Origin of the sequence: Priestia taiwanensis (genome assembly GCF_014638355.1) — a bacterium.
GTDB lineage: Bacteria > Bacillota > Bacilli > Bacillales > Bacillaceae_G > Priestia_D > Priestia_D taiwanensis.
Genome location: NZ_BMFK01000002.1, coordinates 59,511 through 82,761, shown reverse-complemented (window position 1 = coordinate 82,761; position 23,251 = coordinate 59,511). Strand labels below are relative to the sequence as shown.

Annotated in this window: 24 protein-coding genes; 22 read left to right on the top strand and 2 right to left on the bottom strand. The window is 37.9% G+C overall.

The genetic code is table 11. The features are described 5' to 3' along the window. Position 1 precedes the first annotated feature (1 nt). From IEV41_RS12585 to IEV41_RS12495, 19 genes are all read left to right on the top strand, one after another. Complete coding sequence (locus tag IEV41_RS12585; protein ID WP_188388864.1) at positions 2–964, top strand: PhoH family protein; 963 nt, start codon at positions 2–4, stop codon at positions 962–964. Positions 965–1,065: 101 nt separating this feature from the next. Further along, on the top strand, positions 1,066–3,201 hold the full coding sequence (locus tag IEV41_RS12580) for an HD family phosphohydrolase (RefSeq protein WP_373284218.1): 2,136 nt from the start codon (positions 1,066–1,068) through the stop codon (positions 3,199–3,201). A gap of 11 nt (positions 3,202–3,212) precedes the next feature. Next, positions 3,213–3,677 carry an rRNA maturation RNase YbeY gene (ybeY, locus tag IEV41_RS12575; protein WP_188388862.1) on the top strand — a complete coding sequence of 155 codons (465 nt, stop codon included), beginning with the start codon at positions 3,213–3,215 and terminating at the stop codon, positions 3,675–3,677. Positions 3,678–3,683: 6 nt separating this feature from the next. Further along, positions 3,684–4,049 carry a diacylglycerol kinase family protein gene (locus tag IEV41_RS12570; protein WP_188388861.1) on the top strand — a complete coding sequence of 122 codons (366 nt, stop codon included), beginning with the start codon at positions 3,684–3,686 and terminating at the stop codon, positions 4,047–4,049. Between the two features lie 48 nt (positions 4,050–4,097). Then, the gene (gene era / locus IEV41_RS12565; RefSeq protein ID WP_188388860.1) at positions 4,098–5,000 is read left to right on the top strand and encodes a GTPase Era; all 903 of its coding nucleotides are present in this window, start codon (positions 4,098–4,100) and stop codon (positions 4,998–5,000) included. 151 nt (positions 5,001–5,151) lie between these two features. Beyond that, entirely contained in the window at positions 5,152–5,295 is a 144-nt protein-coding gene (locus IEV41_RS12560; protein WP_188388859.1) for a YqzL family protein, read from the top strand. A gap of 30 nt (positions 5,296–5,325) precedes the next feature. Continuing rightward, positions 5,326–6,078 (top strand): DNA repair protein RecO, encoded by a 753-nt coding sequence (gene recO / locus IEV41_RS12555; protein ID WP_188388858.1) that lies wholly within the window; start codon positions 5,326–5,328, stop codon positions 6,076–6,078. A 267-nt stretch (positions 6,079–6,345) separates the two neighbouring features. Continuing rightward, the gene (glyQ, locus tag IEV41_RS12550; RefSeq protein WP_188388857.1) at positions 6,346–7,227 is read left to right on the top strand and encodes a glycine--tRNA ligase subunit alpha; all 882 of its coding nucleotides are present in this window, start codon (positions 6,346–6,348) and stop codon (positions 7,225–7,227) included. Then, a complete protein-coding gene (gene glyS / locus IEV41_RS12545; RefSeq protein ID WP_188388856.1) occupies positions 7,227–9,299 on the top strand; it encodes a glycine--tRNA ligase subunit beta in 2,073 nt (690 codons plus the stop codon). Before glyQ ends, glyS begins: the two co-directional genes overlap by 1 nt. 300 nt (positions 9,300–9,599) lie before the next feature. Then, positions 9,600–10,235: a transcriptional regulator CcpN gene (ccpN, locus tag IEV41_RS12540; RefSeq protein ID WP_188388855.1), complete on the top strand. Its 636-nt coding sequence runs from the start codon at positions 9,600–9,602 to the stop codon at positions 10,233–10,235. A 29-nt stretch (positions 10,236–10,264) separates the two neighbouring features. Continuing rightward, positions 10,265–11,068 (top strand): pyruvate, water dikinase regulatory protein, encoded by an 804-nt coding sequence (locus tag IEV41_RS12535; protein ID WP_188388854.1) that lies wholly within the window; start codon positions 10,265–10,267, stop codon positions 11,066–11,068. A gap of 249 nt (positions 11,069–11,317) precedes the next feature. After that, positions 11,318–11,812, top strand: coding sequence for a YaiI/YqxD family protein (locus IEV41_RS12530; RefSeq protein ID WP_188388853.1), 495 nt, complete (start codon positions 11,318–11,320; stop codon positions 11,810–11,812). A 2-nt stretch (positions 11,813–11,814) separates the two neighbouring features. Further along, on the top strand, positions 11,815–13,611 hold the full coding sequence (gene dnaG, locus IEV41_RS12525) for a DNA primase (RefSeq protein ID WP_188388852.1): 1,797 nt from the start codon (positions 11,815–11,817) through the stop codon (positions 13,609–13,611). A gap of 39 nt (positions 13,612–13,650) precedes the next feature. Continuing rightward, on the top strand, positions 13,651–14,775 hold the full coding sequence (gene rpoD, locus IEV41_RS12520) for an RNA polymerase sigma factor RpoD (RefSeq protein WP_188388851.1): 1,125 nt from the start codon (positions 13,651–13,653) through the stop codon (positions 14,773–14,775). Between the two features lie 89 nt (positions 14,776–14,864). Beyond that, positions 14,865–15,395 (top strand): hypothetical protein, encoded by a 531-nt coding sequence (locus tag IEV41_RS12515; RefSeq protein WP_188388850.1) that lies wholly within the window; start codon positions 14,865–14,867, stop codon positions 15,393–15,395. 112 nt (positions 15,396–15,507) lie between these two features. Continuing rightward, entirely contained in the window at positions 15,508–15,861 is a 354-nt protein-coding gene (gene cccA / locus IEV41_RS12510; RefSeq protein WP_188388849.1) for a cytochrome c550, read from the top strand. 87 nt (positions 15,862–15,948) lie between these two features. Continuing rightward, positions 15,949–16,656 carry a tRNA (adenine(22)-N(1))-methyltransferase gene (locus tag IEV41_RS12505; RefSeq protein ID WP_188388848.1) on the top strand — a complete coding sequence of 236 codons (708 nt, stop codon included), beginning with the start codon at positions 15,949–15,951 and terminating at the stop codon, positions 16,654–16,656. After that, positions 16,653–17,774, top strand: a complete 1,122-nt coding sequence (locus IEV41_RS12500) for a Nif3-like dinuclear metal center hexameric protein (RefSeq protein WP_188388847.1) — start codon at positions 16,653–16,655, stop codon at positions 17,772–17,774. Before IEV41_RS12505 ends, IEV41_RS12500 begins: the two co-directional genes overlap by 4 nt. A gap of 635 nt (positions 17,775–18,409) precedes the next feature. After that, on the top strand, positions 18,410–18,643 hold the full coding sequence (locus IEV41_RS12495) for a hypothetical protein (protein ID WP_188388846.1): 234 nt from the start codon (positions 18,410–18,412) through the stop codon (positions 18,641–18,643). A gap of 17 nt (positions 18,644–18,660) precedes the next feature. On the opposite strand, the gene IEV41_RS12490 is transcribed toward IEV41_RS12495, so the two are convergent. Together IEV41_RS12490 and vrrA are read right to left on the bottom strand one after the other, a co-directional pair. Next, a complete protein-coding gene (locus IEV41_RS12490) occupies positions 18,661–19,611 on the bottom strand; it encodes a 4-hydroxy-3-methylbut-2-enyl diphosphate reductase (RefSeq protein ID WP_188388845.1) in 951 nt (316 codons plus the stop codon). A gap of 93 nt (positions 19,612–19,704) precedes the next feature. After that, positions 19,705–20,388: a VrrA/YqfQ family protein gene (gene vrrA, locus IEV41_RS12485; RefSeq protein ID WP_188388844.1), complete on the bottom strand. Its 684-nt coding sequence runs from the start codon at positions 20,386–20,388 to the stop codon at positions 19,705–19,707. Positions 20,389–20,552: 164 nt separating this feature from the next. Here vrrA and IEV41_RS12480 point away from each other — a divergent pair, with 164 nt between their 5' ends. The 3 genes from IEV41_RS12480 (at position 20,553) to IEV41_RS12470 (ending at position 23,222) form a co-directional block, all read left to right on the top strand. Then, entirely contained in the window at positions 20,553–21,875 is a 1,323-nt protein-coding gene (locus IEV41_RS12480; RefSeq protein WP_188388843.1) for a DEAD/DEAH box helicase, read from the top strand. Between the two features lie 98 nt (positions 21,876–21,973). Then, a complete protein-coding gene (locus tag IEV41_RS12475) occupies positions 21,974–22,864 on the top strand; it encodes a deoxyribonuclease IV (RefSeq protein ID WP_188388842.1) in 891 nt (296 codons plus the stop codon). A gap of 28 nt (positions 22,865–22,892) precedes the next feature. Beyond that, on the top strand, positions 22,893–23,222 hold the full coding sequence (locus IEV41_RS12470; protein WP_188388841.1) for a DUF1904 family protein: 330 nt from the start codon (positions 22,893–22,895) through the stop codon (positions 23,220–23,222). Positions 23,223–23,251 lie beyond the last annotated feature (29 nt).

The following is a 23,251-nucleotide window of genomic DNA, read 5'->3' as shown; positions in this document are numbered from 1 at the left end:
AATGTCTGAAGAGTTATTAACGATTAAGCAACAATTAGAGAATACAAATGAAGCAATTGCGCTATTTGGTACTAATGATAAGCATTTGAAAATTTTAGAAGATCAGTTGCATGTTTCTATCGTAACACGTGGAGAAGGCGTAAGTGTGTCTGGTGACGAAGAGAAAGTGTCATTAGTGGAAGAGGTGTTGAAACATCTACTCCTTGTCATTCGTAAAGGAATTTCCATCTCAGAGCGTGATGTAGCGTATGCAATTAGCTTGGCGCTGAAGGGAAATATCGAGCATTTTGAAGAAATGTACAGTGAAGAAATTATTAAAAATGTCAAAGGAAAACCAATACGTGTTAAGACGTTAGGTCAGCGTCAATACATTCAAGCAATGAAGCGCAATGATCTAGTATTTGGAATTGGGCCGGCAGGAACGGGGAAGACATATTTAGCAGTTGTTATGGCTGTTCAAGCATTAAAGAGCGGTTCTGTGAAACGAATTATTTTGACAAGACCAGCTGTTGAAGCTGGGGAGAGTTTAGGATTCTTGCCAGGAGATTTAAAGGAGAAAGTAGATCCATACTTACGCCCTTTATATGACGCGTTACATGATGTATTAGGACAGGAACATACACAACGAATGATTGAGCGCGGAACAATTGAAATTGCACCTCTTGCTTATATGAGAGGACGAACATTAGATGATGCGTATGTTATACTAGATGAGGCGCAGAACACAACATCTGCACAAATGAAAATGTTCCTTACGCGCTTAGGGTTTGATTCAAAGATGATCATCACAGGTGATACTTCGCAAATTGACTTACCAAAAGGTGTGAAGTCAGGATTGAAACTTGCAGATCAAGTGTTAAAAGGGGTATCTGGAATCTCGTTTGTTCACTTAGAACAATCAGATGTTGTACGTCATCCACTTGTCCAGAAAATTATTCAAGCTTACGATGAAGTAGAAGTTTAGATGATGTATGCCATTATGGATAAGGATACAAGGTGACCCTTCTGTTAAGTTAAGGGTCCTTTTTGTTTCAAGTGAATAGAGAGAAGGAAGGAATAGAGAGCATGTCTGTACAATCTTTTTTTAGTTCCCTTAAGAAATATCAGAAATCAACGGCTTTTAGGTGGTTTTTATATGGATTAATAGGTTGCGTGATGTACATAGGATTACTTCCTAATGTGAAACCTGCTCAACTAAATGTGGAAAAGGGGAAAAGCGCAGAGCAAGCAATTATTTCACCACGTACTGTAGAAGATAAAGAGGTAACAGCAAAAAGAAAAGAAGAAGCTGCTAAAAAAGAAGTAAGGCAGTATTCATTGAACGGGGAAATCGAAAAAGAACAAATTAAAATTATTACCGAATTTTTTAAAACAATTGAAGAGGTACAGACCTCTGAAGAAAGTAATAATCATTTAGGTGAATCTCCCCTTCCAGAGGCAGAGAAGTTAGCAGGTCAAGTAAGGAAAGTACGAGATGGTTTGCCACTAGAGTTAAATCAGGACTTATCGGATAATGATATTTCGACTATTCTGAAGGCATCTAAAAAAGACTTAAATATAGTGAGAGAATTTACCGAAGCAAAAGTCAGTGAGTTAATGGAAAAGGAAATGAGTACTACTGAAACTTATAATGCTCACGAAGAATTTGAGGTTGATCTAAGAAAGCAAAATATAAGTCCGCAATTACAAGATGCTATTTTAATAATTGGGAAAAGTCGTATCGTTGCAAACATCGTGTATGATGCAGAGAAGACGGCTGAAAAGAAGGAGCAAGCGAAAAATAATGTAGAACCCGTCTTTATCTTAGAGGGGCAAATCATTGTTAATGAAAAGCAAAAAATTACAGATGATATATATCGCCAATTAGAGCTGGTAGGTCTGTTAGAAAATGACAATGATTACCAAGCTTATATAGGATTATTATTACTTGTATCTATCTCTTTATATTTAATTCATTATCAATTGAAGACGTTCGGATTGTTAGAAGTGAAAGACAAGCCACACATACTAGTATATGTGATGATTCTACTTATTATGCTAGGATTGATGAAAGGTGTTAGCTTGTTTCAAAAGAACGAATATACAGTTGTTGCCTATCTCATTCCATCTGGCTTAGGTACAATGCTTGTATATTTACTTGTCCATAAAAGAATGGTTTTCATTACGAGTGCATTGCTCTCTATTTGGGCGAGTATTTTATTTAACGAAGGAATTACAGGCACGTTTAATTTCTCGATGGGAATTTATGTATTGTTAAGTTCATTAGCGGCACCTATGTTTTTGACGGAACGGAAACGAAGCGTAATGTTACTACGGACAGGAGCATTTTTAGCGCTTTTCAATATTGTACTTGTTCTATGTCTATTATTAATTAAGAGTGGTCATTATGAGTGGAAAGAATTTGGTATATATATACTAACAGCAGCCGGTTCCGGCATGATAGCATCCATTTTAACTATCGGACTAGTCCCTTATTTAGAAGATGGATTTGGTATGATTTCAAGTTTGAAGCTAATCGATTTAGCAAGTCCAAACCACCCATTGTTAAGAAAAGTGCTACTAGAAGCGCCAGGAACATACCACCATAGTATTATGGTCGCTAATTTATCTGAAGTTGCGTGTGAGGCGATTGGAGCAGATGGATTATTAGCGCGGGTTGGTGCATACTATCATGATATTGGAAAAACGTTCCACCCTTATTACTTTATTGAAAACCAAATGGGTATGGAAAATCCACATGATTCATTGACGTCACAACAGAGTAAAGATATAATCATTGCACATGTAACGGACGGGGTAGCGTTGCTTAAGAAAAATCATATTCCAAGTGAGATTGTCGATATTGCGGCACAACATCATGGGACAACCTTCTTGAAATACTTTTACTACAAGGCGAAAGAAAATGATGAGACGGTTTGTGAAGATGATTTCCGTTATCCGGGACCGAAGGCTATGTCTAAGGAAGCAGCCGTTGTAGGCATTGCAGACAGTGTAGAAGCGGCCGTTCGTTCTTTAACACCGCCGACACCGGAGAAGATTGAGGCGCTCGTAAAGTCCATTATTAAAGATAGGCTACAAGACGGTCAGTTTAGTGAATGTGACTTAACGTTTAAGGAGCTGGAATTAGTAAGTCGAGCGTTATGCGAGACGTTAAACGGAACGTTCCATTCGAGGATTAAATATCCTGAGGAGAAGAACTAGGAGGATATAACATGTACATTGATTTTATAGATGAAACAAATGAGATAGGTGAAGAGAAACAACAAAGGCTTGAGGCGTTACTCCGTCATGCAGCGAAGATGGAAGGAGTAGACGGAGAAATAGAAATGTCGGTAACATTTGTTGATAATGACCGTATCCAAGAGTTAAATCGTGAACATCGTCAAAAAGATCAACCGACAGATGTCCTTTCTTTTGCAATGGAAGAAATGGGAGAAGGAGAAATCGAAATTGTAGGCATGGTTGGGCCGCGTCTACTAGGTGATATTATTATTTCTATTCCGCGAACGCAAGAACAAGCGGAAGAATATGGTCACTCATTTATGCGTGAATTAGGATTTTTAACAGTCCATGGATTCTTGCATTTGTTAGGATATGACCATATGACAGAAGAAGAAGAAAAAGAAATGTTCACGAAACAAAAGGACATTCTTGATACGTATGGTCTTTCAAGGTAGAGAAATATGAGAAAAAAGGGAAGCCTTTTGAAAAGTTTTTATTATGCATATTGTGGGATTAAGCATGTATGTACGGTAGAACGGAATATGAAAATTCATCTTGTCGCAGCAGGGATTGTACTTGGGGCTGGGATGTATTTTCGTATCAATCAGACAGAATGGCTTGTACTCCTTCTTGTAATTGCAGGAGTACTTGCTCTTGAAATGGTGAATAGCGCCATTGAAGCGACGGTAGATTTAGTGACCGCCGAGCGACACCCGTTAGCTAAAATTGCGAAAGACGTTGCAGCTGGTGCTGTGTTATTATTTACATGCTTTGCAGTAATAATTGGGTTTATTGTTTTTTGGCCATACATAGATAGGGCATACTAAAAGAAAAAATACGAAGAAAAGATATTAGGCATCAGTGGAGGAAATAGTATGAAGCATACGTTTAAATCAGGATTTGTATCGATTATCGGAAGACCAAATGTTGGGAAATCAACATTCTTAAACCGTGTAATCGGACAAAAAATCGCTATTATGAGTGATAAACCACAAACAACACGAAATAAAATTCAAGGTGTATATACAGAGGATGATGCACAGGTAGTGTTCATTGATACACCTGGTATTCATAAACCGAAGCATAAGTTAGGCGATTTCATGATGAAAGTTGCACAGAATACATTAAAAGAAGTAGACCTTATTTTGTTCATGGTGAATGTAGAAGAAGGATTTGGGCGTGGAGATGAATTTATTATTGAGAAATTAAAGGAAACGAAAACACCTGTATTCCTTATCTTAAATAAGATTGACAAAGTTCATCCAGAAGAGTTATTAAAAATCATTGATAAATATCGTACGCTATATCCGTTTGCGGAGATTGTGCCGATTTCTGCGTTAGCGGGTAATAATGTGGATAATTTATTAGGGGTTATTAAGAAATACCTTCCAGAAGGACCTCAGTACTATCCAGCGGATCAAGTAACAGATCATCCGGAGCGTTTCATTATCGAAGAGCTTGTACGCGAGAAAGTGCTACATTTAACACGTGAGGAAGTACCACATTCTATTGCAGTAGCAATTGATTCTATTCAACGACGTGAAGGGAATGCAGTATATGTTGCAGCGACAGTTATTGTTGAGCGTGATTCGCAAAAAGGTATCGTAATCGGAAAACAAGGGAAAGTGTTAAAAGAAGTCGGAAAACGTGCACGTAAGGATATCGAAATGTTATTAGGTTCGAAAGTATTCTTAGAATTATGGGTGAAGGTGCAGAAAGACTGGCGTAATAAAATGTCTAATCTTCGCGACTTAGGATTTAGAGAAGATGAGTATTAAGAAATAGATAGAGGGTTACCTCTATCTTTCTCTTTGTATGAAAGAATAGAATGTCAAAAATTATCACACATGAAAATGAGTGTAGGTGGTCATCTTAATAGTAAATTGGAATTGCATATATGCTAAGCTTCTCAAAGGAAGGTGGGTTCTAATGTTAAAATTTGCATGGGATGTCTTTTCTCGTACAGGGAACTTGGAAACCTATTTATTAATCAAGGAGTTAGAGCAAGATAGTGTGGAAGGAACGCTTGATCAGAGTGGCGAGTTAGCTGATGTAGATTCACCAATTTCGTGATCACCTGCTAAAAAGTGGATGGTGAGCGAATTGCTTCAGAAAGTAGAAGGAATTGTTATTCGTTGTATTGACTACGGTGAAACGAATAAAATTGTAACGTTATTAACACGAGAATTAGGAAAAATTAGTGTGATGGCAAGAGGAGCAAAAAAAGCGAATAGTCGTCTTGCTTCTCTTACACAATTATTCACATATGGATATTTTCTTGTTCAAAAAAGTCGTGGTATAGGTACCTTGCAGCAAGGAGATATTATTTCATCGATGAAAGACATACGACGAGATATTGTGGTAACTGCACATGCTTCTCTTGTCATCGAGGTGACGGACAAAGCGTTAGAAGAGAAGAAACATAATCCATATTTATTCGAGCTCTTATACCAAACGTTAAATTACATGGAAGAAGGATTAGATGCAGAAGTACTTTCTTTGATTTATCAATTGAAGTTGCTACCAGTCTTAGGGTTGTATCCAACGCTTGATACATGCGCTGATTGTCACGACTCAACAGATTTTGTCGCCTTCTCTATCCGAGAGGGCGGCTTTCTATGTAAGAACTGTGTACATAAAGACCCACATCATTTGAAAATGAGTGAAACGGCAATCAAGTTAACACGTGTTTTTTATCATTTTGATTTAGTTCGTCTAGGGAATATATCTGTTAAGAGAGAGAATAAGCGTCAAATTCGTCGAATTGTTGATATTTACTATGACGAGTATGCGGGAATGTACTTGAAGTCAAGACGATTTTTAAATCAACTTGATTTTTTTGAAACAAATGAGTAAAATGATGTTATCTATTTTTATTTATATATGCATGCGATGAAGGAGAGGAGTACTTTTCTTTACCTATAGAAGCGAACCTAGGATAGTGCAAGCTAGGGTATAGGGAGAATAGGAAGGCGTTCTGGAGCGTGCTACAAGAAAGCGATTTTGACATTTGTCAAAATAAATAGGGTGGAACCGCGGGTATAACTCTCGTCCCTATGTGTGAAGGCACATAGGGACGAGAGTTTTTTGTTTTTCTTTTTTATATTTTAAGGAGGTTTTAACATGAATATTCAAGATATGATTTTCACATTGCAAAAGCATTGGTCGAATTACGGTTGTATTTTAATGCAAGCGTATGATACAGAGAAAGGTGCAGGTACGATGAGTCCGTATACATTCCTTCGTAGCCTTGGTCCAGAGCCATGGAACGTTGCATATGTAGAACCATCTCGTCGCCCGGCAGATGGCCGTTACGGTGAGAACCCGAACCGTCTATATCAACATCATCAGTTCCAAGTTATTATGAAACCATCTCCAGATAACATTCAAGAGATGTATTTAGATTCGCTTCGTGCACTAGGTATTAAACCAGAAGAACATGATATTCGTTTCGTTGAAGATAACTGGGAGAACCCATCATTAGGTTGTGCAGGTCTTGGTTGGGAAGTTTGGTTAGATGGAATGGAAGTGACGCAGTTTACGTATTTCCAACAAGTAGGTGGCTTAGAGTGTAAGCCAGTAGCCGCAGAGATTACGTATGGTATTGAGCGTTTAGCGTCATACATTCAAGATAAAGAGGATGTATTCGAATTAGAGTGGACAGATGGTGTAACAGTTCGTGACATTTTCGGTCAACCAGAATACGAGCATTCAAAGTATACATTTGAAACATCAAACACAGAAATGTTATTTAACTTATTCAATACGTATGAGCAAGAAGCATTAAGCCAAATGGAAGAAGGCTTAGTATTCCCAGCATACGATTACGTATTGAAATGTTCTCATACGTTCAACCTATTAGATGGAAAAGGTGCGATTTCGGTAACGGAGCGTACTGGTTACATTACACGTATGCGTAATTTAGCACGTAAGATTGCGAAGACATATGTAGATGAGCGTGAGAAATTAGGATTCCCAATGTTAAAGAAGGAGGAGGAGAAGTAATGAGAGATTTATTACTTGAAATTGGTTTGGAAGAAATGCCAGCTCGTTTTGTAACAGATTCAATGAACCAGTTACAAACAAAAGTAGCAGCGTGGTTAGATGAAAATCGCATTAGTTATGAAACGGTAACAGCTTATTCAACTCCTCGTCGTTTAGCTGTGAAGGTAACGGGTGTAGCAGAGAAGCAAGAAGATATTCAAGAAGAGGCTAAAGGACCAGCTAAGAAGATTGCGTTAGATGCGGAAGGTAACTGGTCAAAAGCAGCTCAAGGCTTCGTTCGTGGCCAAGGTGGGACAGTAGAAGATATTTTCTTCAAAGAAATTAAAGGTGTAGAGTACGTACACGTGAATAAGTTTGTTGCCGGGAAGGAAACAGTAGCGTTATTACCTACTTTACAAGAGGTTGTAGTAGGCTTACACTTTGGGAAGAACATGCGCTGGGGACATAACGACCTTCGTTTCGTTCGTCCAGTAAAATGGATTATTGCGTTATTTGGAACAGAAATTATTCCGATGGCAATCACAAATGTAACATCAAGCAATACATCACGTGGTCACCGTTTCCTTGGAGAAGAAGTGACGATTACAGATGCGAACATGTATGAAAAGGCATTAGAAGAGCAATTCGTTATCGTAAATCCAGAAACGCGTAAAAATATGATCCGTGAGCAGTTGAAAGCACTTGAAGCGAAGCAAAACTGGACGATTCCAGTAGATGAAGAGTTATTAGAAGAAGTAAATAACTTAGTAGAGTATCCAACAGCGTTCTTCGGAAGCTTTGAGAAGGAATTCTTAGAAGTACCAGCAGAAGTACTAATTACGTCGATGAAGGAGCACCAACGTTACTTCCCAGTAATGGATACAGAAGGTAACTTATTAGCACACTTTGTAGCCGTTCGTAACGGTGACGACAAACATCTAGATAACGTTGCGCGAGGAAATGAAAAAGTATTACGTGCACGTCTATCAGATGCAGCGTTCTTCTACCGTGAAGATCAAAAAGTTGCAATTGCAGATCGTACGAAGAAGTTAGATAGCATCGTGTTCCATGAAGAGTTAGGAACAATTGGAGACAAAGTAAGACGTGTTGGTGAAACAAGTGCGAAATTAGTAGAGAAGTTACAATTTGATGCTGCTATTGCAACGAAAGTAGCAAGAACAGTAGAAATTTGCAAGTTTGACTTAGTAACGCATATGGTCTATGAGTTCCCGGAATTACAAGGTTTAATGGGAGAGAAATATGCACGTATCTTCGGTGAAGATGAAGAAGTTGCAGTAGCAATTAATGAACATTACATGCCGCGTTCAGCAGATGATGCAACGCCGGCAAGTGATATTGGTGCAATTGTAAGTATTTCAGATAAGTTAGATACAATCGTAGGAAGTTTCAGTATTGGTCTAATTCCATCAGGATCACAGGATCCATATGCACTTCGTCGTCAAGCTAGTGGGGTTGTAAATATTCTATTAGCCAAGGAATGGACGTTATCATTAGAAACGCTATTATCAAACGTTATTGATGTATTTGAAGCGAAAGGGTTATTAAAACGCTCTCGTCAAGAAGTATTAGAAGATTTATATAGCTTCTTTAAACTACGTCTGAAAAATGTATTAAACGAAAAAGGCGTTAGCTATGATATTGTAGAAGCGATGTTAGAAACAGTTGTTGGCGATGTGAATACATTCGTAGCGCGTGCTGTTACGTTAGAAGCTAACCGTACAAATGAAGGATTCAAAGGTGCTGTAGAATCACTTAGCCGTGTATGTAACATTGCGAAAAAAGGTGAGCTAGTCCAATTGGATGAAAGCTTATTTGAAGTAGAAGAAGAGAAAGTATTGTTCTCAGCATACGAGTCTATGAAGAAGGAATATTTCGTTCTTTATGAACAAGGTAACATAGAAGCGGCATTTGAGAAATTAGCGACATTAAGTCCTGTCATTGATGCATACTTTGATAAAGTAATGGTTATGGCTGACGATGAAAAAGTACGTAATAACCGCTTATCACAAATGGTTCATTTAGCACATGTGATTCAAACATTTACGAACTTTAACACAATTATTGTGAAGTAATGAATACGACACCTCATCGATGGATGAGGTGTTTTTCTAGTTTATCCGCAGAATGGAGAGAGGCGACTTTTGGCCTTTTAGAAGCGGAACGCTTTCTAAGTCCAAAAGTGCTATTTTCATGAAAATAGTGTACAATTGAATACCTCTTCAATATAATAAGGATTTAGTATATAATATTTAAAGGAATAGTATATACTTTTAAATGAGTTATCTGTAAAAAGTTACTAAATGATATATACAAACATGCAGATGGTACGTCGAATAGCGAAGAATACATAATTTATTTTGAAGTGTTAGGTGGTGATTATCATAGAGCTAAATAAGAGGCAGGAGAAAATTGTAGAAATTGTGAAAGAGAACGGACCGATAACAGGGGAGCATATTGCTGATCAGTTGAATTTAACGAGAGCGACATTGCGACCTGATTTAGCGATTCTTACAATGGCTGGATATTTAGATGCTCGTCCACGTGTAGGATATTATTACACTGGGAAGACGAGTTTGCAATTAGTATCGGACAGCATTAAGAAAATAACAGTGAAAGAGTATCAATCTATTCCGGTTGTAGTGGATAAGAATGTATCTGTGTATGATGCTATTTGTACGATGTTCTTAGAGGATGTAGGAACATTATTTGTTGTAGATAATAGTTCGATTTTAGTTGGGGTATTATCAAGGAAAGATTTATTGCGAGCTAGTCTAGGAAAACAGGATTTAACGACGCTTCCGGTTAATATTATTATGACAAGAATGCCAAATATCACATTTTGCGAAAAAGACGATAATGTATATGAAGTAGCAAAAATTCTTATTGAGAAGCAAATAGATGCTGTTCCTGTTGTTAAACGAAACGGGGAGCAACTAGAAGTGATAGGTCGATTTACAAAGACAAATATTACGAAAGCATTAGTTGATTTAATTCACGAAGATATGTAATGGAATAATGATAGAAATGAGGGTGTGGAATGAAAACTCCGGTTGTATATGTAATATCCGATTCTGTTGGGGAAACAGCAGACTTAGTTGTTCGTGCTGCGTTAAGTCAATTTGAATGTGTATCAGATATAAGACGTATTCCATATGTGGAAGATAATGCGACTATTGCAGAAGTTGTTTCACTAGCAAAGACGAATGGAGCTATTATTGCATTTACGCTTGTGAAGCCAGATATGCGTGCATTTTTAGTGGAAGAAGCAGCAAAGGAAAATGTCGAGGTATTTGATATTATCGGGCCGCTAATTGAGAAAATCCAAAAGAAATCAAATATTTATCCGCGATGTGAGCCAGGTGTTGTTCGTCGACTAGATGCGGATTACTTTAAGAAAGTAGAAGCAATTGAATTTGCAGTGAAGTATGATGATGGTCGCGATCCAAGAGGGATTTTACGTGCGGATATTGTCTTAGTTGGTGTGTCGAGAACATCAAAAACACCGCTTTCTCAATATTTGGCACATAAGCGTTTGAAAGTAGCGAATGTACCACTTGTGCCAGAGGTAGATCCACCGGAAGAATTATTCTTAGTGGATAAGAGTAAATGTTTTGGGCTGAAAATTAGCCCAGAAAAATTAAATAGTATTCGTACAGAGCGTCTGAAATCTCTTGGGTTAAATGAAGAGGCGTCGTATGCTCGTATTGAGCGCATTCAAGAAGAATTAGCGCACTTCGAGAAAGTTGTGAATCGTATCGGTTGTCAGGTCATCGATGTAACAAATAAGGCGGTAGAAGAAACTGCTAATACTATTATGAACAAAGTACAACATAAACAATAAGTGTTTGGGCAAAAAGAAAGCTCCTTTAAAAAAATGAAGGAAGCTTTCTTTTTTGGTAGATAACTTTTGTGAATTATATTATAATAAAAACTTGTGATAAAAAAACTTTTTAGGTTTAGACTTTCGTCTTTCCGAATAAACTAGGAATAAGATTCGTAATAAGCAATACATAAGCCGTCAAGGTGAAAATATCGACAAAAATCTTTTCTAGTAAGAAGGAATCACCGAAAGGATGTAGAATAAAAAAGTATGCAAAGAATAATAAAGATTTTTGTGGATGCGGATGCATGTCCAGTGAAGCAAGAAATTCTTGATGTTGCACACTTATTTGATACTCCTGTTTTATTTGTCGCTTGTTATGCTCATATCTCTAATAACAAACGTGGGGAATGGGTATATATTGAACAAGGACATGATAGTGTGGATTTCTATATCTTTCAACATGTACAAGCAGGCGATATCGTTGTTACACAAGATATGGGGCTTGCAAGCTTGTTGTTGAAAAAAGAGGTGCATGTTCTTTCCCCAAGAGGAGAGTTACTGGAAGATTATCAAATGGAGAGCATCTTGTTTACTAGATATGTCAGTGCAAAAGAAAGAAGAACAGGTCACTTTTCTAAAGGACCAAAAGCCCTTTCCAAGACGGATAGGCATCGTTTTTTCGAGATGTTGCAAAAATTACTGTCGAATCTTACAGGAAAAAAGGAATTTATCTCGAATAAAAAATATGATACGGAGCTGTAGCTATGGGAAATCGTATCCCTGACGAGATAATTGAAAAAGTTCGTCACTCAACGGATATAGTAGAAGTAGTGAGCGAATATGTACAATTAAAGAAACAAGGACGTAACTATTTTGGTTTATGCCCTTTTCATGGGGAGAGTACGCCATCTTTTTCTGTTTCACCAGATAAGCAAATTTACCATTGCTTCGGTTGTGGGGCTGGTGGAAATTCCATTACTTTTTTAACGAATATAGAAGGTATTTCGTTCTTCGATGCCGTAAATAAGTTAGGAGAAAAGGCAAACATTAGTCTTAAGGAATATGAACCTTCATCTTCTTCAGAGCCTATTTCGACAACTACTACCTCTATGATTGAGGCACATACGTATTTAGCGAAATATTATCACCACCTTCTTCTTAACACAGAAGAAGGGAAAGAAGCATTGCAATATTTGCTAGATCGAGGATTTACGTTAGAAGCAATCGAAAAGTTTGGAATAGGTTATTCGTTAGAACGCTGGGATGCGGTAACGAATATTTTACAAAGAAGAGGTTATTCATTATCTCTTATGGAAGAAGCGGGTCTTGTAATTCGCCGTGAGCAAGATGGGAATTATTTCGATCGTTTCCGAAACAGAATTATGTTTCCGATTCATAACCTACAAGGAAAAGTAGTTGCTTTTAGTGGTCGAAGTTTGGGAGAAGATACTCCGAAATATTTAAATAGTCCAGAAACAACCATTTTTACTAAAGGTAGGATACTTTACAACTATCACCAATCACGAGCTCATATGAGAAAGAAACAACGAGCTATTTTGCTTGAAGGTTATGCTGACGTTATTGCAGCTTACAAAGCTGGATACGAAGAAACAATTGCGACGATGGGAACGGCGCTTACAGAAGAGCAAGCCAAGACAATTCGACGAACTGTTGATCAAGTAATCATTAGTTTTGATGGTGATGCAGCAGGTATTTCAGCTGCCTTTAAAGCAGCGAATATGCTTATACAAGTTGGATGTGAAGTGAAAATTGCACAACTCCCAGAAGGATTAGACCCAGACGATTACGTGAAGAAATATGGTGCGGAGAAATTCCGAACAGCGATAATCGAAGCAAGTCTTTCTTTTATGGCCTTTAAATTGTATTATCTTCGTCAAGGTAAGAACTTACAAGATGAATCAGTTAGAATGAAATACATTCATGATGTGTTGCAAGAAGTAGCAAAGTTAAATAAACCAATTGAAATAGAACATTATATAAATACATTGTCGAAAGATTTCTCTATTTCGGTCGAAGCGTTACAAGCAGAGCTGTCCAATATCCACAGGCAAACGAAGCCTACAGAAGTAGTAAAAGTAAGAAGACAGACACCTTCTTTTTCTACAAAGAAAACAAGGTTAGCATATGAGAATGCAGAAAGAATTTTAATTGCGCATATGCTTCAAAATGCTGATATCGCAAGGAAAGTCCAAGAAAAGTTACCAGGACTTTTTCATATTCAAGAACATTCAGAGATTATTATTCATTTGTATGCATATTATGAAGAGGGAAACTATCCAGACGTTAGTAATTTCCTTGGAAGATTGCCAAATGCCTCATTACAAAACCTTGTAACAGAAATCGCGTTAATAAATGTAAATCCAGATGTTTCTGAGCAAGAAATTAAGGATTGCATTCAAGCAGTTATCAAGCATGAACGTGAAATGTTGTTAAAGCAACGAATGATGGAAGTAGAAGAAGCGATTCGCCAACAAGATAGAGAACGGGCAAAGACGTTACAATATGAAATACAACAGTTGTTGTTAACTATAAAATCATAATATTATTTGTTGTTAACTCACGGAAGGAGGGGAACAAATATGGCTGAAAAATCAGCTGGTTCTAAAGATGTACAGTCAGAATTAACGATTGAACAAGTGAAAGAACAATTAACAGAATTAGGTAAGAAACGTGGCGTTCTTACGTATGAAGAAATTGCAGATCGCCTAGGTGGTTTTGATATAGAGTCAGACCAAATGGATGAGTACTACGAGTTCCTTCAGGAGCAAGGAGTAGAACTAATCGGTGATAATGATGAGGATCCTAATGCTCATCAGTTAAACAAGAATAATGATGAAGAATTTGATTTGAATGATTTAAGTGTTCCGCCAGGAGTGAAAATTAATGACCCGGTGCGCATGTACTTAAAAGAAATTGGTCGTGTGGACTTACTATCGGCCCAAGAAGAAATCGAATTAGCGAAACGCATCGAACAAGGTGACGAAGAAGCGAAACGACGTCTAGCAGAAGCGAACTTACGTCTTGTAGTAAGTATTGCAAAGCGTTATGTTGGTCGCGGTATGTTATTCCTTGACTTAATTCAAGAAGGTAACATGGGACTAATTAAGGCGGTTGAGAAGTTCGATTTCCAAAAAGGTTTCAAATTTAGTACGTATGCAACATGGTGGATTCGCCAAGCAATTACACGTGCAATCGCAGACCAAGCAAGAACAATCCGTATTCCTGTTCATATGGTTGAAACGATTAATAAATTAATCCGTGTTCAACGTCAATTACTTCAAGATTTAGGTCGTGAACCAACGCCAGAAGAAATTGGTGAAGAGATGGATCTTGCACCAGAAAAGGTACGCGAAATCTTAAAGATTGCACAAGAGCCAGTATCGCTTGAAACACCAATTGGTGAAGAAGATGATTCACATTTAGGTGACTTTATCGAGGACCAAGAAGCGACATCTCCTTCTGACCATGCAGCATATGAATTATTAAAAGAGCAACTAGAAGATGTGTTAGATACATTAACAGATCGTGAAGAAAATGTTCTTCGTCTTCGTTTTGGTCTAGATGATGGACGTACACGTACACTTGAAGAAGTAGGTAAAGTATTCGGTGTAACACGTGAGCGTATCCGCCAAATTGAAGCGAAAGCCTTACGTAAATTAAGACATCCAAGTCGCAGTAAGCGATTAAAGGATTTCTTAGAATAGAATGTTTTAGAGGTAGTTTATTCGAAAAGAGTAAACTATCTCTTTTTTTGTCCGATTCTTTATATGAGAGATAAAGAAAGGGGAAGTATATGGGAAAAAATCGGAAAGAAACGATTATTAATGAAATCCTCTTTTGGAAAGAAAACAATCTTTTGCCACCGACCTATTGCGATTATTTACTTGCTTTTTATACAGAGGGCTCACTAGATGAGATTCCTGTAAAGAAGTCGCGTAATAAGCGTTTGATTGGACTAATTGTTCTTGCTATGTGTTTGCCAATAATTTCAATTCTTGCTACTTATTTTACAGAATTGTCTTTTGATTTGCAAATGCTCCTTACAGGAATTTTCGTGATTATTTCCTTTTTGCTCGTTTATTTTGTCTTAAAGATAGATAAAATGTATATTCACCTACCGCTGATTATGACTTCTGTGTTATTGTTCATGTTTTCTGTTCAAGTAGTAGAGCGGATATTTGGAGAGAATACGCTCTTATTGACATGTACAATTGTGTTAAATTGTTTTATATGGGCTGGGCTTGGTTATTATCTTCGTTTGAAATATTTCTTTATTTCAAGTGTAATAGGCTTGCTTATCGTAGGAGTATTTTGGATAATGTAAGGGTTTTTATGAATCGCTGTGCATGATACTTTCCTAAATGACTATTTTCCATTAAAATAAGAATGGAGAGTTTTATTATTATTTTTAAAGGGGTACATAAGGGGGAAATGAAATGAAACGCAATCCTTTAATTCCGTTTGCGTTAATTGCGGCTACCGGTCTTTTAGTAATGCTTATTCTTTCGTATCAAGGTTTAGACAAATCGGACAGACTAGCGAATCCGGATAAGTATGCTGACGCGTCGAAAGTAACGCCAGAGGAAATTGTACAAAAGTCATGTATTTCATGTCACGGAGCTGATCTCAAAGGTGGGGCAGGGCCAGATATCTCTAACGTAGGATCTCGTTTATCAGAGGATCAAATTAAAGAGGTTCTTAAGAATGGTAAAGGTACAATGCCTGGAGGTCTTGTGAAGCCAGCAACTAACGTGGATAAAGTAGCAAAATGGTTATCTGAACAAAAATAACGTAAAAAACCCTTTGTCTTTGGACAAGGGGTTTTGTTATGATAAGAAAAGGTTATTTTAAGAGAAAAGAAACTATGGTGATGAATAATGAATGAAGTGAAATTATCAAAACGATTAGAAATGGTTGTGCATAATGTGCCAACAGGTGCTAAGTTAGCAGACATCGGTTCCGATCATGCTTACTTACCTTGTTACGCGATTTTAAATAATATTGCTTCCTATGCAATTGCAGGAGAAGTAGTGGAAGGACCTTTCCAGTCAGCATGTACACAAGTAAGAAGAAGTGGCTTAACAGAGAAAATTTCTGTTCGTAAAGGAAGCGGTCTACAAGTACTAGAAAAAGGTGAAGTAGACGCTATTACGATTGCTGGAATGGGCGGTGCGCTTATTCGTGACATTTTAGAAGACGGCAAAGAGAAGTTAGAAGGTGTAACACGCTTAATTTTACAACCAAATATTGCAGCATATAACATTCGAGAGTGGTTCATTGAGAATGGTTGGGAATTAAAGCAGGAGCTTATTTTAAAAGAAGATAAGAAAATATATGAAATTCTAGTTGGAGAGCGTGGGAATCCACTTGCACCTTATTCAACGAACAAAGAGTCAGAAATTCATCTAGGTCCGTTCTTAATGAATGAGAAGAGCGATGTATTCGTAGAAAAATGGCAACATGAATTAGTTAATTTAGAGCATATTTCGAAACAATTAGAGAAAGCGGTGCAGTCGGAAGAAACGGCAGCGAGACGTGAAGAAGTACAGATGAAAGTGGAGATGATTAAAGGGGTGATTGGATGAGCAAAGTGCCAAATGGATTTGAAGTCATTCAAGCTTTTGAAAGTTTATATCCGAAGCATTTAGCGATGGAAGGTGACAAAATCGGGCTACAAATTGGAACATTGAATAAAAAGGTGACGAATGTATTAATTGCCTTAGATGTGACGTTAGAAGTTGTGGATGAGGCGCTAGATACAGGTGCTAATTTAATTATTGCTCATCACCCGCTTATTTTTAATCCGTTAAAGAGCATTACGACAGATAATGTGTATGGCCAAATTATTGAGAAATGTATCAAGCATGATATTGCTCTGTACGCGGCCCATACGAACGTTGACGTTGCACGTGGTGGCGTAAATGACTTATTAGCCGAAGCGTTACAATTAACGGATACAGAAGTACTTGTACCAACGTATGAAGAGAAGTTAAAGAAATTAGTTGTCTTCGTACCAAAAACACATGAAGAAGAAGTACGTAAAGCGTTAGGAAATAGTGGTGCAGGTTTTATCGGCAACTATAGCCATTGTACATTCAATAGCGAAGGAAGAGGGACGTTCTTCCCACAAGAAGGTGCAAACCCATTCATTGGTAAGGAAGGGGCACTTGAGGAAGTGGAAGAAGTGCGTATTGAAACGATTTTCCCAGAAGGAATTCAACGTCAAGTTGTACGAGCTATGTTACAAAGCCATCCATATGAAGAAGTAGCCTACGATGTTTATCCGCTAGAGAACAGCGGAGACGTATTAGGGTTAGGGAAAATTGGACGCCTTGCGACAGAAATGACGCTTCGTGAGTTTGCTGAGCATGTAAAAACAACGCTTGAAGTAGATGGTGTACGTGTCGTTGGCGATATGAATACAAAGATTCGCAAAGTAGCCGTAGTTGGCGGTGACGGTAACAAGTATATTAAGCAAGCGAAATTCAAAGGTGCAGATGTATATGTAACAGGAGATATGTATTACCATGTTGCACACGATGCAATGATGTTAGGTTTAAATATCGTCGATCCAGGTCACAACGTCGAGAAAGTAATGAAAAAAGGTGTACAAAAACAATTACAGAAGCAAATGGATGAGAAGAAGCTAGACGTAACAATTCACGCGTCAGCGCTTCATACAGATCCGTTTACGTTTGTATAAAAAGAAGAACGTCATAACGACACAATCATGACAAGTCCTTTTAAGGAGCTTCGTTCATGGTTGTGTCATTTTTATGTAATAAAGAGTATATATTGGTAAAATTAGTATAATTTAGATTCATTATTAAATCATGTGGTGGATTTTTTGAACATGAAGAACATTTCATACACGGAACGGAGAGTGGTGACTCCTGCGGGAAAAGCGAGGAAAGGGAGACCCCGCAAGGCTTGCTGAGGAGGCTCGCTCTCGCCCGCGGAAAGCGTCCGCTCGGAGTGCAGTGAATAGGTCAACGGCCCCATTTAGTTAAGGGCTTAATGAACAGGGGGAATTTAATAGAATGTAGATGGAGGAATACATTAAAGAAAATAAAAGTTAGCCTCGATGTATTGTTTATTCTTTTTATGATAGGACAAGGCGTATTTGTTCATTTCATTCATTCTCATTATGCTACCGTACATATCCCTACTCATTTTATATTTGTGGGAGAAGCGGATGCTTTTGGTAGTGTGATGGATTTACATTTGTATTACGTTTTAGGAGGTATTGTCCTTTTATATCTATTCATTGTATGGAGTCATTGGAATTCGAGGAGAGTAGAGGTTAAGAAACTTAGTGAGCTGAGGGAGAAAAGAGAGTTGTTTTACGTAAAGGCAATGATTTTCATGAGGTTCATTGTTGTATACGTTGCTTTTCTTGTTTGTATCGCCTTAACGGTACTTCGGCATATGTTGCATCATTATCAAACCATTTCTTCCATACCGGGATGGGCAATTGGATTAGGATTGCTAGGCTTAACGATTATTGTGGTAATAGGCTTAATTTGGATTAATCGAGGAACGGAATCATATGAAAAACAGCACCCTGCATGAGGTGCTGTTTTTGTATGTTATTTTCCTGTCACTCGTTTTACTTTCGGTAAAATCTTGTGAAGTGGGACATTACGTTCGCGTACCCATGTTGATTCATCATTCTCGTCGTATTGCTCTAAGAATGTAATTACTTCTCTTGTAATTGGTGTTGGTGTAGAAGCACCTGCTGTAACAGCTACTGTGTTCACACCTTTTAGCCACTCTAATTGAATTTCTGATACGTCTGCTACGCGGTATGCAGTTGTACTTGCAATTTCTTCTGATACTTGTGCAAGACGATTGGAGTTATTACTTTTAGGATCACCCACAACGATTGTTAAATCAGCTTCAGGCGCTTGCTCCGCTACTGCTTCTTGACGAACTTGCGTAGCTAAACAAATCTCTTTGTGTACCTCTGCTGAAGGATATTTCTCCAATACGTTTTTCATAATCTCTTGTACATCCCATTGGCTCATCGTTGTTTGGTTTGTAACAATAATTTTTGCTACTGGGATGGAAAGTGTTGCAACATCTTCTGGCTTTTCAATTAAGTGAACAATTTCGGGTGCAATACCAATTGCGCCTTCCGGCTCAGGATGTCCTTTTTTACCGATGTAGACAACATGGTAACCTTCTGCTTTTTTCATACGAATTAAGTCGTGTGTTTTTGAAACATCAGGACACGTAGCGTCGAGTGTTGTTAACCCTTTTTGAATGGCACGTTTTTTTACTTCTGGTGAAACACCGTGAGCAGTAAAGATAACAGTTCCTTCTGTAATTTGTTCTAATATTTCGAGACGATTTGGACCATCTAATGTAATGACGCCATCTTCTTCAAATGCATCTGTCACGTGTTTGTTGTGAACAATCATTCCCAGAATATAAATAGGCCTTGGTAATGTTGGGTCTAATGCGGCATTACGTGCAATAACCATTGCATCGACAACTCCGTAACAATATCCGCGTGGTGCGATTTTTAATACTTTCATGTATGTTACCTCCTCTATAAAAAGTAGGAGTAGCTCACTACTTACTATTTTCTATCTTATTATAATGGAGGGGCTCCTTGTTTACAAAGTATTTTAAATGTACATTTTCGGTGCGGAATTTTTTTTCTGTTCAGTATTGCTAGGAACAGCTTCTTTCTTGTTTTGTTTAATGGCGGAGACGGTTTCTGTTGTAGGAGGAGAAGATGGTGTCTCTGTTGATGTAGTATCGTCCGTATTTACTTCTTTGAAAATTTTAAGTAGTGAAGGGAGATTTTTTACCATTGGTCCAAATTGTTGAACAGTCGGAATAACGTTTCCGGCCATTTGTGTTACTTTTTGGACGTTGCCAAGAGTGGTTGAAATTGCGCTTCCATTGATGTTAGAAAACATTTTCGAGAACATTCCACTTACACCAGTCTGAGTGGTACTAGCAGCAGCACTGGCGGCACCTGCAACCCTAGTTTGTGTGTGTGGAGCTGTTTTACTAAAGTTCGGACCGCGTGCTCGTGAAAATAAATTTGAGAATAGATTTCCAATGCCTTTTTTTTGTTGCATTCCTTGTTGGTGTGTTCCCATTGACGATTGATTCATTCCCCTTGATTGATGCATTCTCATCATATCTGGTGTTGGAAATGGTTGTTGGTTCATGGGATGTAGTTGTTGGAATGGAGGCTGTTGATAGTGTGGAGAGGGAGCAGGTGGTCGTTGTCCCATCATTGATGATTGTGGGGAAGAAAATGGATGATGATTTGGTGTAGGATGCTTTTGAAATAGCATACGAACACCTCCTTTTTTCGGAAAAATGTATTGTTAATCTAGAATATGCAACACTAGTAAAGAAGGTTAGCATGGATTTTTGCCTAAAATTTCGGTATAATAGATACTCGTTTGAATAATGTAATATACCTGTTAAAGGAATACATAGATAAGAAGGTGGACATATGAGCGCTACAAACTTTAAACAATTCCAATTTGCGCCATTTATTGTGAAAGCAATCGAAGAAATTGGATTTAAACAACCAACAGAAATACAAGAGAAGATTTTCCCGGTCGCAAAACGTGGGGAAAGTGTAATCGGTCAATCACAAACAGGGTCTGGTAAGACACATGCTTACTTATTGCCAATGTTACAGGCGATTGATCCGACGAAAGACGAAGTACAAGTCGTTATTACAGCACCAACTCGTGAATTAGCGAACCAAATTTACAACGAGGCATTAAAGGTTATTCAATTCTGTCCAGAAAATGAAATAATTACAGCTCGTTGTTTCGTAGGTGGAACGGATAAGCAACGTGCAATTGATAAGTTAAAGAAACAGCCACATTTAATAGTTGGTACACCTGGACGTATTTTCGATTTAATGAAAGCAGATGCTTTATTAGTGAATAGAGCAACGAAGTTAATCTTAGATGAAGCTGATTTAATGCTTGATATGGGATTCCTACAAGATGTGGATCAAATCGCATCAAAGATGCCAAAGAATATACAAATGCTTGTATTCTCAGCAACAATTCCACAAAAGTTACAACCATTCTTAAAGAAATACATGGAGAACCCAGCTCACATTCATGTTAATCCAAAGCAATTAGCGGCAGTGAATTTAGAGCACCGTTTAGTACCTTCTAAACATCGTAATAAAGTAGAAGTTACGAAAGAGGTATTAGAAGCTTTAAATCCTTATTTAGCTATCGTATTTACGAATACGAAGAAAGCTGCAGATGAAGTGGCAGATGGACTAATCAAGAAGGGCTTATCCGTTGGTCGTTTACACGGTGACTTATCACCACGTGAGCGTAAGAAAATGATGAAGCAAATTCAAAACTTAGACTACCAATATATCGTTGCAACAGACTTAGCGGCACGTGGTATTGATATTGAAGGCGTTAGTCACGTTGTAAACTACGAAATTCCTGATGATTTAGACTTCTACGTACACCGTGTTGGTCGTACAGCCCGTGCAGGTAATTCAGGGGTTGCGGTAACGTTATATACAGTTGAAGATGAAGAAGCGTTAGAGAAGTTAGAAAAACGCGGCATTGAGTTCACTCATAAAGAATTACGTAACGGTGAGTGGGAAGACCTTGGTCCACGTCGTAAACGTCAAAAACGTCAACGCAAAGAAAATGAAGTCGATAAGGTAGCGAAGAGACTTATTCAGAAGCCATCGAAAGTAAAGCCTGGTTATAAGCGTAAAATGAAGGCGAAAGTAGATAAGTTTAAAGAGAAAGAACGTCGTAAATCAAACAACAAAAACAATAAATAAGCATTAATATTTATTTTCATGTACGAGAGAAGAAGGAGCTACTTGCTAGCTCTTTTTTGTTGTATAGTACACAAAAAAGTAGACGAAGAGGTGTTAATATGTTAAAAATTGGTTCGCACGTTTCGATGAGCGGAAAGAAAATGCTTTTAGCAGCTAGTGAAGAGGCTGCATCATACGGTGCAAATACATTTATGATTTATACAGGGGCGCCACAAAATACACGACGTAAACCACTTGAAGAGTTAAATATCGCAAAAGGTTTACTTCATATGGAGGAACATGGAATGCGAGATATCATTGTCCATGCCCCTTATATTATTAACATTGCAAATACAGTGAAGCCTGAAACATTTGAATTAGGTGTAGAGTTCTTACGTATGGAAATGGACCGTACAGAGGCGCTTAGTGCACGCCAAATTGTTCTTCACCCAGGAGCACACGTTGGAGCAGGGGCAGAAGCTGGTATTAAGAAGATTATCGAAGGGTTAAACGAAGTGTTAACAGCAGATGATAAAGTACAAATCGCATTAGAAACAATGGCCGGTAAAGGAACAGAATGTGGCCGTAGCTTTGAAGAGTTAGCGATGATTATTGACGGTGTAACACATAATGATAAGTTATCTGTATGTTTTGATACGTGTCATACACACGATGCTGGTTATGATATTGTGAATGACTTCGATGGTGTGTTAAATGACTTTGATAAATTAATTGGTATCGATCGCTTGAAAGTATTACACATTAACGATAGCAAAAATGTCCGCGGAGCGAAGAAAGACCGTCATGAGAACTTAGGATTCGGTCATATTGGCTTCGATGCATTGAATTACATCGTTCATCATCCACAGTTAATGGATGTTTCAAAAATTTTAGAAACACCATATGTTGGAGAAGACAAGAACAACAAGAAAGCACCGTACAAGTTAGAAATTGAAATGCTTCGCAATCAAACATTTGATCCAGAACTACAAGCGAAATTAATGAAATAATATTGCTGAGAAAGAAAGGGGAATGAGAATGCCACATCTTTTTATCCGTGGGATGGAAGTAGAACAAGTTAAACAAATGAGTACACCTTTAGTAGAAGAGTTAGCGCAAATTTGTGAATGTGGGACAGATAATTTCATGTTAGAAGTGTTGCATACAACATCTGTCTTCGGTGGAGAGGTTGTCCCATCTTATCCATTCATTGAAGTAGCTTGGTTTGAAAGAGGCCAGGTTGTACGAGATGAATTTGCGAAGGCTGTAACGAAGCATACCTTAGCAACAGGATTAGAAGAAGTGGAGGTTGCTTTCCGCACATTTGCAGAAGCTGCCTATTATATAAACGGCAAGAGCTGCGAATAATACAAGAAATAAGCTTGGGGGAAACACCA

Excerpts from the sequence above, each read along its gene's own strand:
- IEV41_RS12585 (WP_188388864.1), top strand. The coding sequence starts at position 2 with ATGTCTGAAGAGTTATTAACGATTAAGCAACAATTAGAGAATACAAAT.
- IEV41_RS12580 (WP_373284218.1), top strand. The coding sequence starts at position 1,066 with ATGTCTGTACAATCTTTTTTTAGTTCCCTTAAGAAATATCAGAAATCA.
- ybeY (WP_188388862.1), top strand. The coding sequence starts at position 3,213 with ATGTACATTGATTTTATAGATGAAACAAATGAGATAGGTGAAGAGAAA.
- IEV41_RS12570 (WP_188388861.1), top strand. The coding sequence starts at position 3,684 with ATGAGAAAAAAGGGAAGCCTTTTGAAAAGTTTTTATTATGCATATTGT.
- era (WP_188388860.1), top strand. The coding sequence starts at position 4,098 with ATGAAGCATACGTTTAAATCAGGATTTGTATCGATTATCGGAAGACCA.
- IEV41_RS12560 (WP_188388859.1), top strand. The coding sequence starts at position 5,152 with ATGTTAAAATTTGCATGGGATGTCTTTTCTCGTACAGGGAACTTGGAA.
- glyQ (WP_188388857.1), top strand. The coding sequence starts at position 6,346 with ATGAATATTCAAGATATGATTTTCACATTGCAAAAGCATTGGTCGAAT.
- glyS (WP_188388856.1), top strand. The coding sequence starts at position 7,227 with ATGAGAGATTTATTACTTGAAATTGGTTTGGAAGAAATGCCAGCTCGT.
- IEV41_RS12535 (WP_188388854.1), top strand. The coding sequence starts at position 10,265 with ATGAAAACTCCGGTTGTATATGTAATATCCGATTCTGTTGGGGAAACA.
- IEV41_RS12530 (WP_188388853.1), top strand. The coding sequence starts at position 11,318 with ATGCAAAGAATAATAAAGATTTTTGTGGATGCGGATGCATGTCCAGTG.
- dnaG (WP_188388852.1), top strand. The coding sequence starts at position 11,815 with ATGGGAAATCGTATCCCTGACGAGATAATTGAAAAAGTTCGTCACTCA.
- rpoD (WP_188388851.1), top strand. The coding sequence starts at position 13,651 with ATGGCTGAAAAATCAGCTGGTTCTAAAGATGTACAGTCAGAATTAACG.
- IEV41_RS12515 (WP_188388850.1), top strand. The coding sequence starts at position 14,865 with ATGGGAAAAAATCGGAAAGAAACGATTATTAATGAAATCCTCTTTTGG.
- cccA (WP_188388849.1), top strand. The coding sequence starts at position 15,508 with ATGAAACGCAATCCTTTAATTCCGTTTGCGTTAATTGCGGCTACCGGT.
- IEV41_RS12505 (WP_188388848.1), top strand. The coding sequence starts at position 15,949 with ATGAATGAAGTGAAATTATCAAAACGATTAGAAATGGTTGTGCATAAT.
- IEV41_RS12500 (WP_188388847.1), top strand. The coding sequence starts at position 16,653 with ATGAGCAAAGTGCCAAATGGATTTGAAGTCATTCAAGCTTTTGAAAGT.
- IEV41_RS12490 (WP_188388845.1), bottom strand. The coding sequence starts at position 19,611 with ATGAAAGTATTAAAAATCGCACCACGCGGATATTGTTACGGAGTTGTC.
- vrrA (WP_188388844.1), bottom strand. The coding sequence starts at position 20,388 with ATGCTATTTCAAAAGCATCCTACACCAAATCATCATCCATTTTCTTCC.
- IEV41_RS12480 (WP_188388843.1), top strand. The coding sequence starts at position 20,553 with ATGAGCGCTACAAACTTTAAACAATTCCAATTTGCGCCATTTATTGTG.
- IEV41_RS12475 (WP_188388842.1), top strand. The coding sequence starts at position 21,974 with ATGTTAAAAATTGGTTCGCACGTTTCGATGAGCGGAAAGAAAATGCTT.
- IEV41_RS12470 (WP_188388841.1), top strand. The coding sequence starts at position 22,893 with ATGCCACATCTTTTTATCCGTGGGATGGAAGTAGAACAAGTTAAACAA.